A 9,166-nucleotide genomic window follows, 5' to 3' on the forward strand; every position below is an offset into this window, starting at 1 on the left:
GTGTCTGTTGGGCGGGGTGCTCGGGTCAGCTGTTCCAGTGCTCGGCGACGAGGTCGGCGGCCTGCTGCTCCCACTGGGCGTAGTGATCCGGGTACGCCGACACCTGCACCGTCTGCGCCGCCACCGTCAACGGCATGTCCCGCCAACCATCAACCTGCTCCAAACCCTTCAGGAACGCCAGCGTGGCGTACTCGGGATCGGTGATCTGCTCCACCGTGCCCCACCCCGACGTCGGCCGCTGCTGGAACAAGCCCTGCGAGTCATGGTCGTTACGGTCACCGAGATGACCCAGGTTCTCCAACTTCGACTCCTGCAGGGCGGTACCGATCGCCACCACCGCGGCACGCTCGTCCATGCCGGCCTTCTTCGTCGCCGCCACGATCGCCCTCACATTCGCGACCTGCTCGTCACCAAGGTCGATCCGCGACTGCTCACCCTGCACACCATGCGGGACCAGCCTGCCCATGTCCGGCTTGTCGGCCCGCACCGCCACCGACGCCACCGACTCACCAGCCACCGGGCCACTGTCAGCGAACGACGCCACCGGACCGGCGAACATGCCACCGGCGAACACCAGACCAGCAACACCAAGAACGCTCTTACGCAGCATCAAGTTCATGATCGAAGCTCCATTCGGGGGTTGGCGCACACACCGACCAGAAGCGGGGGGCCGACACGCGCGCAAGCACCGACAGGCACTCACCGATCTCAAGGAAGAAGACGCCCGGGGCACCGAAGGGGAACCACTTCACGCCGCCGGAACCAGGTACAACCACCGACCGGCCACCTACATTCCACGAGACCGGCCCGGGGCCAGCGTCCGCCGGGGTGCGAAGACCGGCCCTGCTCGGCTGTCAGGTGTAACGCCTCCACCCCCTGACCGATTCCGCCCGGCCGCCCGCCCCAGACGGACATCCGCACCAATCGGTCCGGCCGTCGACGGGCGGTACCGGACATCGCGCCCGGATCCGCGTCGACGTCGCCATCCGCGCAGCCGGGACAGGGCGACCAGACCGCCACCGGTGGGATGCCACACCCGCCGACCCCATGCCCGGCCCTTGAACGACGCCTCCGCCTCGCGGGTGAACATGGGACGGCAACGAGGATTTCTCGTTTTCACCGGATCGGGTTCCAACCCCACCTAGTGTTGGGCACACCGGTGCTAGTCACGGAGTTGGCCACCCGAACGACGTCCCACGCAGTCAGCGGACGAAAAGTGAGGGAAGACGCGTATGAAGGCAATCAGAGTTCTCGTACCCGCAGCGGGCAGCATTGCCCTCGGCGCCCTACTGCTGCCGGGCACCGCGCTGGCCGACACCACCGTGTCTCCGTCGACCACACCGGTCGGTGGAACCGTCGTGCTCACCGCCACCACCTGCAACCCGAACTCCGGCGACGCGCTGTTCCGCGTGACCGGACCCGACCGCGACCAGAATGTCCGCTCCACCACCGCCGCTGCCGGTGGCGGGCTAAGCGCCGAGTTGTTCACCGCCGGATTCACCCTGGGCACCTACACGGTGGCAGCCACCTGCGGCGACGGCACGCCCGACGGCAGCACGACCTTCACGGTCACCCCGATCGGTGGCGCAGCGGCCGGAGGCCGCGACGGCAACGACGGCGTCGGAACCCTCGCCACCGGAGCCACCCTGCTCGCCACGGCACTCGGCGGTGCCCTGATCATGGGCCGGCGTCGTCGCCACGCGGCCACCGCCGCCACGCTCTGACCTGCCACCACTCAGGCGATCCAGTCATCGTGCGAACGGGTGCCCGTGCCGTGCTCCACGGCGCGGGCACCCGAGATGGCCCGGCCGCGGGTACGGGGGCCACGAGGAGACCGACCAGTCGAAGCGCCCAGGTCACCCAACAGCCGGACACCGGCGGGCAGAGCCAAGACCGCTCAACCGCCGGGTACCGGCGAACGGAGGTTCCCGTGCGGGCGTACCACCTGGGCCGGATCCTCGTCGCGCTGCTCGCGGCGGCCGGCCTCGCGCTGGTCGGCCAGGGGCTCGCGGACCTGCCGGCCCGGCCGCCGCAGCCCAGCGGCGACGAGCACCGGGCGAGCACCGCGGCAAGCCTGCCACCTCTTGCCCGCGCCATCCCCGTCGAGGTACGCATTCCGGCCATCGGCGTCCGCGCACCGCTCGTGCCCGTCGCCGCCGATGGTGCCGGGACGCTTGAGGTGCCACCGCTGGACCAGCCCGCCGTCGCGGGTTGGTACCGGCCCGGGGTCAGCCCCGGAGAGACAGGTAACGCGGTCCTGGTGGGCCACGTGGACTCGGGCGACGGTCCGGCCGTCTTCTTCGACCTGGGACGGTTACGTCCCGGCGACACCGTCCAGATCACCCGCGACGACGCCAGTATGGTGCGCTTCGCCGTAGAGGGCGTCGAGGCGTACCCGAAGGATCGGTTCCCCACCGACCTGGTCTACGCCCCGGCCGCCGTGGCCGGTCTTCGCCTGATCACCTGCGGCGGCCGCTTCGACCGGGGCAGCGGCGACTACACGGACAACGTCGTCGTCTTCGCCAGCAGGACAGCGTGAGCCGGTCGCCCCCCGGCGGACGGGGGCGACGCCCGGACCGTGGAGGATGACGCAATGGCCAAGCGTGACAGACGGCCGGCCCGGCGAACCGAGGTGACCGGGACGTGCCCGTGCGGACAGGGTCTGCCGTACCCGGACTGCTGCGGTCGGCTGCACCGGGGCGAGGCCGAGGCGCCGACCGCCGAGGCGCTGATGCGTTCCCGGTACGCCGCCTTCGCCGTCGGTGACCCGGAGTACCTGCTGCGCAGCTGGCACACCCGCACCCGGCCGCCCCGGCTGCACCTCGATCCCGCCCAGCGCTGGACCGGGCTGGAGGTCCTCGACACCGACCGGGGTGGCCTCTTCGACAGCACCGGCACGGTTGGGTTCCGGGCCCACTACCGGGAGGGCCGCGAAACGGGCACGCTGACCGAACGCAGCCGCTTCGTCCGCGAGGACGGTCGCTGGTCCTACCTGGACGACGACCAGGGCTGACCGGTCCCGTCGATCCGCACCGGAGCCGGCACGGCCGCACCCGACGCACGTCCCGCACGGCCTGGCTCGGACGGCCGCCGGGCCCGTGCCGACTTGATCAGCGCCGCCGCCACCAGCAGGTACGGTACGGCGGCGACCGCGAACGCCACCGCGTTGCCGGCCACCGTAGCGACCAGGCCGTAACCGACGTACACCGCGATAATGGTCAGGTCGGTACCCATCCCGGCCAACGAGGTGACGGTGGCCCGGGCGGGCCCGCTGATCCGAGCCTGCAGCCGCGCCTCGGCCAGCACCGAGGCGAGTTGGAGACCACAGAAGGCGACCGCCACCAGCAGGAAGCCGGCCGGACGGCCGAGCAGTGCACCGAACGCCAGGGCCAGGGCCGAGCAGGCCAGCAGCACCGCGTACCCGCAGGTGCGCAGCCGCTCACCGACCGGGGCCAGTAGACCACCGGCGACCTGCCCGACCGTGACGATCAGCAGCAGCAGCGGCACCGCCATCAGGGGGACTCCGGTATCCCTGGCCAGCAGCGGTGTGTACTCGTCCAGGGCGCCCCAAACGGCGGTGACCGCCGCGACGAGCAGCACGGCTGCGCGTACCGCCCGGTCCGCGCGAACCTCGGCCACTCCCGCCCGCAGTTCCGGCCACCAGCGAAGATCGTCAGCCTGGGTGTCGTCCGGCGGCCGGCCCGTCGCTCCGTCCGCCGTCCCGAGAACGTCGACGACAGCGGCGCCAGCGCAGACGACAGCCGGCTCCGCGCGCCGACGGCGGTGTTCGGGGAACCGGGTGGCGACACCGGCGGCGAGCAGGCAGGCGGCGACGCTGGCCGCGCCGACCGCCGGATAGCCGGCGAGCCCGAGCACCGGGCTGGCCAGCACGATCGCCCCGAGCACGCCCACGGTGCCGGCGGTACGCGCCCGACCGATGACGCGGGCATACCGGTCAGCCGCGTCGAGACGATCGAGTTCGTCGAAGATCAGAGCCTCCGTCGCGCCGGAGGCGAGCGCACCGCCGGCTCCCCAGAGGACGAAGCCCACAGCGAACGCCGGATAGGACGGCGCGAGCGTCCACAGGGCGAAGCCGGCGGCGGTGCAGAGCGGCGCGAGGCAGAGCATCCACCGCCGGGAGGTCGCATCGGCCCACGCGCCGCAGGGCACCTCCAGCGCGATACCGGTCAGCGACCAGATCACGAACAGCGACGAGATCTGCGCTATCGACAGGCCGGTGTCGGCGAACAGCAGTGCGTAAACCGGGTAGAGCAGGACCAGATCGGTGAGGAACGCGTACGCATAGAGCGTGCCGGCCAGGCGGCGGGCGCGCGCCGAGTTCGAAGTCATCGAGGCCTTCCAGGTGGGGCGGGTGACGGACGCCGGTGTCACGGCGACCGCAGGCGGCCCACGGCCTCGGATTACGCATCAATGTCGCCAGGTCATGGTGGTGATGCTAGTCGGCGACACCGCTATCTGCCACGGCGTCGCCGACAGACGAGCGGGACGCAACCGGCAACGGTTGCGTCCCGCTCGTCGATACTCAGCGCTGCTCGTCGGTCCTCGGCGGCAGCACCATCGTCGACTCGCTGTCCTCAGAGTTCCGCTGCGCCGGAACCTCCGGTGCGCGCGAGGTGGCCTGGGTGGCCTCCGGGTCGTCACCGGCGGGAGCGGCGGTCGGCTCTGCGCGACGTGCGTCGGTGTCCCGACGCTCCGCGGCGTAGGCGCGGGCGTGCTCGGCGATGGTGCGCGACTCCTGCTCGGCGCGGGCCAGCCAGGACTCCCAGCGGCGCTGCATCGGGCGGATCAGACCGCCGCCGACGCCGACCACCAGGATGCCGCCGACGGTGGCCAGCACGGCGATCAGCACGGGGGTGGTCACCGCGGTGGCGACACCGATCTGGTTGAGCGCCGCGATGACGCCGAGACCGAGGATGAACGCCGAGGCGACGGTGGCCAGCAGCCGGCCGTACGACAGGCCACCGAGCGCGCCGGAGACGATGTCCTTGACCGCGCTGGCGATGGCGGCGGCGACGACCACGATGACAATCGCCACGAAGGCCCGGGGCAGCCAGGAGATGACACCGGCGATCAGGTCGGAGATCGGGTTGGGCCCCCAGATCCCGAACGCCAGGTAGAGGCTGAGCAGCAGGATCCCGTAGTAGGCCAGCCGGGCGACTATGCCGCTGGCGTCGTAGCGGGATCGGGCCAGTGCCCGGCGGATCCCGCCGCGCTCGACCGCGCGGTCGAAGCCGACCCGTTCGAGCAGTCGGTCGACGATCTTCAGGACGGCCTTGGCGATCAGCCAGCCGACGACCAGGATCGCCACGAAGGCGAGGGCCTTGGGTAGGAAGAGAAGTATCGAACGGAGGGTGTCCCCCACCGCGTCGCCGAAGTTGTCTCGCATGGGAATGGTCCTCCAGGGGGCTGATGTCCGTCCGGCCCGACCTACCCGGGTGACGCTCGGCAGAAACCCGTGCGCGTCCAGGAGGTGCGGGCGGCTCGCCCGACATCGGCCCGAATGTGCCCGCCAACTGAGCGGCGACGGCTCGGCGGCCCTTCGTCGACGCTGTACAGCGGAGGCGTCAGGCGGCGCCGAGCAGGTCCCACCGGTTGCCCGCGATGTCGAGGAAGACCGCGACCCGGCCGTACGCCTCGGCCCGCGGCTGCCCGACAAAGGTGACGCCGGCCTCGACCATCCGCCGATGAGCGACGTCGAAGTCGTCGACGCGGACGAAGAACCCGACTCGACCGGCTGCCTGATTGCCGACGGCGGCACGCTGGTGTTCGCCATCGGCACGGGCGAGCAGAATCCCGGTCTGGGCGCCTGGCGGCCGGACCACGACCCACCGCTTGGGTCGCCCGTCGTTGGTCAGTGCCGGGGAATCCTCAACGAGGTCGAAGCCGAGCACGTCGGTGAAGAACGCGATCGCCGGGTCGTACTCGTCGACGATCAGGGAGACCAGGTCGATCTGCACTGTGGCAGCGTACGGGAGGTCGCGTTCTGCTCCCGGCTACGCGCGCCGGCAGCTGCACCGGCCGATGCTTGTGCTGCTCTGATCAGCCGATGGTGAGCACGACCTTGCCACAACCACGCCCGATCTCACCCTCCCGGTGCGCGTCGACGGCCTCTGCATCGAAAGCTCCTACGCCTTGTCGTGCTCGACCGGCTGGCCACCTTAGCGGGAGCAGGCGTAGCTGACCTCGGTTGCCGCCTGCACCGCGGACGGGGCGACGATGTTCACGGTCGCGGTCTCGGTGGTGCTGCCGACTCCGCTGAACGACCAGCGCAAAGTCAGCTCGACGCTGCGCTGGCCCCAGCCGACCCGCTCGGTGAGCAGGGCGCCCGGTGCGCTGCCGGACCGGAGCCACTGGTATTCGACGACACCCGCACGGCCGTTGGTCCGCACGGTGGCGACCACGTCGATGCTCACGTCGCAACTCTGACCGGCGGGACGCGGCACGGCCGCGTTCACCTCGACGATCTCCAGCGGGCTGAGCCGCTGCCAGATCCAGAGCCCGACCGCGGCGAGCAGCGCCAGGGTGAGCAGAGTGGACAGCAACGAGACCAGCTTCCGCCAGGCAGACCTGCGTCGCGGTGGCGGTGCGGGCGTCGGCCAGGCCGGAGCCGGCGGCGGGGAGACCGGCACGCCGGGGCCGAACCGCAGCTCCCCGCCGGGCCCGGCGGTCGGCGCGGCGAACGCTCCCCCACCGGTACGCGCGCCGGCCGTGGCCGCCGTGGTGTATCCGGCCTCGGCCACGCCCAGGGCCGCCGTGACGCCGGCGGCCTCCGGCGGCCCGGTGCGGCCCAGCACCACCGTCGGATCAGTACCGTCCAGCACCACCGTCGGATCAGCGCCAGCCAGCGACACCGTTGCCGCATCCCCCGGCGCCCCGGGCGGGTTGGGACCGTGCCGGGTGGTGACGGCCGGCTGAGCCGGCACCCGTTGGGTGGGTAGGGCCTCGGTGGCGTCGTCCGGCTGGGTCACGGCGTCTCCTGCGTCGTCGACTGGCGGGGGTGCTCTGAGGGGTACGCGGGGCCGCAGGTCAGCCCGGCGTGCAGAAGGAGTAGAGCGTCACGTAACCGGTGGAGCCGGTGGCGGTGTTGCCGGCGGCATCGGTGGCGAGGACCGTCACCCGGATCCGGGTGGTGAGGCCGGGTCGGGGTAGTTCACCGAGCACACCCCGAAACTGGCCGTCCTGCAGCGGGCTCATGCTCTTTTCGTACGATCGCTTCTCCAGGGTGTATCGGAAGCGGACCCGCAGCTCGTCCGTTGCCGTGCGCTCGTCGGCGACGAAGGCGGTGACGGTGCTCGTCATGGGCCCGAACGGGCAGCCGGTCGGGTCCAGTCGGGTCGGGTTCGCCGCAACCCGGTCGACGATGGGCGCGGTGACGTCGCGCGGCGGCGCGGGGCTGGTGCTGGTCGGCGGGGTCGGGACCGGGGTGGTCGCGGGGGCGCTGCCGGTGGGCGTCGCTGACGCGCTCGGTGTGGCCGAGACGGTGGTGCCGACGCTCGGGGCGGTGTCGCCACCGGACGGGCCGGACGGTGGGGCGGAGGTGGCGGTCGCTGGCCCGCTGGGCGTGGCGGTCGGCGTGGGCGGGGCGGGGACACCGCCAGGCGGAACGATGGTGCCGGCCAAGTCCGTGCTCGCCTCCGTGGCCGTACCGGCGGCCAGCGGTGGATCGTCCTTCGCGGCGTAGCTGAGCCCGGCCCCGCCGATCAGCAGCGCCGTCGCCAGTCCACCACCGACCAGCGCCGCCCGGGCCCGTCCGGTACGCCGCGGCACGGGAACACCGGGGCTGTCGCCGGCCGGTGCGACGGTGGTCGCGCCGAGCGCCGTGCTGGCGACGCTGAGGGCGCCGCCGGTGCCGTCCGGGAACAGGAGGAGGGCGGCCAGCAGCGCCGCCCGCCGAGCCAGTTCGCGTATCCCGTGTTCCTCCCAGTCCGCGCCGTACGCACCGGCGGCCACCTCCTCCAACGTGGCCAGGAAAACCTGTGCCGGCTGTGGACGGTCGTCGGGTCGCTTGGCCATCCCGTACCGCAGCAGGCCGTGCACCGGTCGCGGAGCCGGGGCGGTGGGGATCGGCGCGCGGGCATGCTGCTGGCGCAGGGTGGCCAGGTCCCGCCCGTCGTACGGGGGGTGGCCGGTGAGGCACTCGAAAAAAGTCGCGGTGGCGGCGTAGATGTCGCAGGCAGGGCTCGCAGGGGCCCCTGTCCACTGCTCGGGTGCCATGTAGCGGGGCGTGCCGGTCACACTGCCACCGGCGTCGGCACCGACCGGCATGGCGATGCCGAAGTCGGCGAGCTTGCTGGCGCCCTCACCGGTGACCAGCACGTTCTCCGGCTTGTAGTCGCGGTGCACCACGCCGTGGGCGTGCGCCGTGGCGAGTCCGGCGAGGGAACCCTTGAGTACGCAGAGCGCCGACTCCGGTGTGGTCGGGCCCTGCGCGCGCAGCATCTGACGCAGTGAGACGCCGTTGACCAGCTCCATCACGATGGCCGCGCCGTCTGGTGCCTCCACGTACTCGTAGAGGCGGCAGACGTACGGGTCGTCGATGTCGGCCAGTAGCCGTGCCTCGTCCCGGAAGGCCGCCCGGAACACCTCGTCGTCGCATCTGCCGGTCAGGTACTTGATCGCTACGGGGGTACCGGTGGCGTCGTGGACGGCGAGATCGACGCTGCCGGAGGCGCCGGCGCCGAGCCGTCGGACCGGGGTGTAGCCGGAGAGCTGCCATCCGCTCATGTCGCTGCCTTCCGCGCTGTACGCAGGTGGACGGTGCCGCTGGACAACATCATCATCGTCACCGCCGCTACGGGTGGGCGAGCACGGACACATTGCCACTGGTAGCAGCCGTGGTCAACGGTCGCGCCGGTGCCGCTCCCTGACACGGTCCGGGTGAACCACCCAAACGGCGCTGAGCTACGGCCAATCGCCGACTGCCTGACCAACACCGGCGAGGGCGGCTGTCGCGGTACCACCGCAACGGCGGGTAGCTGATCGTGTACCTGGGTGACCAGCTGCGGCGGGTAGTTGATTCTGTGACCGACCTGATGCCGGGCACACCGACCGCCCAGCGCTGAGCGCCCGCCCGCACCGGGAACGGCCACCGCGTCCCCCACCGCGGCGGCCAGGATCATCACCAGCAACGCAGGACCGAGCCGCA

Annotated in this window: 9 protein-coding genes; 3 read left to right on the plus strand and 6 right to left on the minus strand. The window is 71.8% G+C overall.

Annotated elements, in window-relative coordinates; all coding sequences use genetic code 11:
* Window positions 1-25 precede the first annotated feature (25 nt).
* Window positions 26-619, minus strand: a complete 594-nt coding sequence (locus ACFHWY_RS25150; protein WP_416582727.1) for a hypothetical protein — start codon at window positions 617-619, stop codon at window positions 26-28.
* A 613-nt stretch (window positions 620-1,232) separates the two neighbouring features.
* On the opposite strand from ACFHWY_RS25150, the gene ACFHWY_RS25155 reads away from it, so the two are divergent.
* The 3 genes from ACFHWY_RS25155 (at window position 1,233) to ACFHWY_RS25165 (ending at window position 3,013) form a co-directional block, all read left to right on the plus strand.
* Window positions 1,233-1,724: a hypothetical protein gene (locus ACFHWY_RS25155; RefSeq protein ID WP_416582728.1), complete on the plus strand. Its 492-nt coding sequence runs from the start codon at window positions 1,233-1,235 to the stop codon at window positions 1,722-1,724.
* Window positions 1,725-1,930: 206 nt separating this feature from the next.
* On the plus strand, window positions 1,931-2,539 hold the full coding sequence (locus ACFHWY_RS25160) for a class F sortase (protein WP_416582729.1): 609 nt from the start codon (window positions 1,931-1,933) through the stop codon (window positions 2,537-2,539).
* 54 nt (window positions 2,540-2,593) lie between these two features.
* Window positions 2,594-3,013: a YchJ family protein gene (locus tag ACFHWY_RS25165; protein WP_416582730.1), complete on the plus strand. Its 420-nt coding sequence runs from the start codon at window positions 2,594-2,596 to the stop codon at window positions 3,011-3,013.
* Here ACFHWY_RS25165 and ACFHWY_RS25170 read toward each other — a convergent pair.
* The 5 genes from ACFHWY_RS25170 to ACFHWY_RS25190 all read right to left on the minus strand — a co-directional run bounded on the left by ACFHWY_RS25170 (window position 2,989) and on the right by ACFHWY_RS25190 (window position 8,745).
* Window positions 2,989-4,350 (minus strand): MFS transporter, encoded by a 1,362-nt coding sequence (locus tag ACFHWY_RS25170; protein ID WP_416582731.1) that lies wholly within the window; start codon window positions 4,348-4,350, stop codon window positions 2,989-2,991. The two genes, ACFHWY_RS25165 and ACFHWY_RS25170, sit on opposite strands and share 25 nt — an antisense overlap.
* A gap of 193 nt (window positions 4,351-4,543) precedes the next feature.
* Window positions 4,544-5,407 carry a mechanosensitive ion channel family protein gene (locus tag ACFHWY_RS25175; protein WP_416582732.1) on the minus strand — a complete coding sequence of 288 codons (864 nt, stop codon included), beginning with the start codon at window positions 5,405-5,407 and terminating at the stop codon, window positions 4,544-4,546.
* 178 nt (window positions 5,408-5,585) lie between these two features.
* Window positions 5,586-5,978, minus strand: coding sequence for a VOC family protein (locus ACFHWY_RS25180; protein WP_416582733.1), 393 nt, complete (start codon window positions 5,976-5,978; stop codon window positions 5,586-5,588).
* A 201-nt stretch (window positions 5,979-6,179) separates the two neighbouring features.
* Window positions 6,180-6,989, minus strand: a complete 810-nt coding sequence (locus ACFHWY_RS25185; protein ID WP_416582734.1) for a hypothetical protein — start codon at window positions 6,987-6,989, stop codon at window positions 6,180-6,182.
* Window positions 6,990-7,047: 58 nt separating this feature from the next.
* The gene (locus ACFHWY_RS25190; protein ID WP_416582735.1) at window positions 7,048-8,745 is read right to left on the minus strand and encodes a serine/threonine-protein kinase; all 1,698 of its coding nucleotides are present in this window, start codon (window positions 8,743-8,745) and stop codon (window positions 7,048-7,050) included.
* Window positions 8,746-9,166 lie beyond the last annotated feature (421 nt).

Origin of the sequence: Micromonospora sp. LOL_024 (assembly GCF_048060415.1) — a bacterium.
In the GTDB taxonomy this organism is placed as follows: domain Bacteria; phylum Actinomycetota; class Actinomycetes; order Mycobacteriales; family Micromonosporaceae; genus Micromonospora.

What these genes read in the sequence shown, in the direction of transcription:
- ACFHWY_RS25150 (WP_416582727.1), bottom strand. Translation starts at nt 619, where the DNA reads ATGAACTTGATGCTGCGTAAGAGCGTTCTTGGTGTTGCTGGTCTGGTG.
- ACFHWY_RS25155 (WP_416582728.1), top strand. Translation starts at nt 1,233, where the DNA reads ATGAAGGCAATCAGAGTTCTCGTACCCGCAGCGGGCAGCATTGCCCTC.
- ACFHWY_RS25165 (WP_416582730.1), top strand. Translation starts at nt 2,594, where the DNA reads ATGGCCAAGCGTGACAGACGGCCGGCCCGGCGAACCGAGGTGACCGGG.
- ACFHWY_RS25170 (WP_416582731.1), bottom strand. Translation starts at nt 4,350, where the DNA reads ATGACTTCGAACTCGGCGCGCGCCCGCCGCCTGGCCGGCACGCTCTAT.
- ACFHWY_RS25175 (WP_416582732.1), bottom strand. Translation starts at nt 5,407, where the DNA reads ATGCGAGACAACTTCGGCGACGCGGTGGGGGACACCCTCCGTTCGATA.
- ACFHWY_RS25190 (WP_416582735.1), bottom strand. Translation starts at nt 8,745, where the DNA reads ATGAGCGGATGGCAGCTCTCCGGCTACACCCCGGTCCGACGGCTCGGC.